The following is a 1,205-nucleotide window of genomic DNA, read 5'->3' on the forward strand; positions in this document are numbered from 1 at the left end:
AGCGCGACGCAATCAATGCACGCCGAGGTGATTCCCACAAGCTTGGTCTGGCGCTCCATATTGGTTTCCTGCGCATGAGTGGGCGTTTGCTCGGTGCCTTTCGGGTAATTCCAGTAGCCTTGTGGCGCCACCTTGGCAACGAGCTTGGCATTGCAGCACCAGAAGTCGCCTCGCTGAGAGCCATGTATGAACGCGGGCGCACGCTATTCGATCACCAACAAGTAGCCTGCACGGTCCTTGGATTCCAGTGGATGAGCGAGCACCAGCGCCGCTCACTGGTACGTGAACTGCGCGACGAAGTGGCGCGCTGCGCCGACCGCGATCAGCTACTCGTGCGGGCGCGTCAATGGCTGTACAAGAACAAGCTGGTGATCGTGCACGAGCGGGCAATTCGGACACTGATTGCGGCGGCACTTGCCCAGCTTGAAGTTGAAACAGGCACCGCCATCGCCGCCAGCGTTGATCCAGCAACACTTGATCGCTGGCGAGCCTCAGTTTCAGAGCTGCGCCCAGATGGACAAACCCAGCAGAGTTGGCTATGGGCTGCACCGGCGAAACACTCAACCCGCCAAATCAGCGAGGTACTGGAGCGCATCGACCTGCTTTACACGCTGGACGTTCATAAGCACCTGGCAGACATCCCCGATCTCATCTTGCGCCGCTACGCGCGCCGACTTGTCTCCAGGCCGCCCTCAGCCGGAGCCAAGATCAAAGAGCCAGCGCGCACCGTGGAGGTCGCATGCTTTCTTCGGTATTGCCTGTTCACCACCACAGACCAGTTGATCCTTATGGTGCAGCGCCGGATCGCCGATCTGTGGCGTCAGGCTGCCGCCGATGTCCCCGCTACCGTCAATTGGGCCGCAATGTACAAAACGCTGCTCGGCGAACTTGTTGCCTTGAGCGCGCAAGGTGCGGTGCCAGATGCTGAGTTGCGTGCCCGTCTTGAAGCCTTGATCACCGAAACCCAGAAACGCAAACCACCGAGCAGGGCCTCCCTGGTCCGCGAGGGATTGATTGATGGAATTCGCCCCGTGCGGTCGTTGCTCGTCGCCATTGCAAAGCTGCCCTGGCAGGCCACCGGCGAGCATCCTGCCATCGAGTACCTTGCCAAGCTGCAAGCTTTATATCTCAAAGGATCCAGAAAGCTGCCAGTTGAAGTGGTGGCACCAAGTCTGGGAATGATCTGGCAGGTTTCGATCTCCAGC

The 1,205-nt window shown here is 59.5% G+C and carries 1 pseudogene; it reads left to right on the forward strand.

Annotation, left to right across the window (positions count from 1 at the left end):
• Window positions 1–1,205 (forward strand): annotated as a pseudogene (locus IMZ29_RS22415) (Tn3-like element IS1071 family transposase); the annotation flags it as partial.

This window comes from Verticiella alkaliphila (assembly GCF_018904615.1).
GTDB lineage: Bacteria > Pseudomonadota > Gammaproteobacteria > Burkholderiales > Burkholderiaceae_B > Verticiella > Verticiella alkaliphila.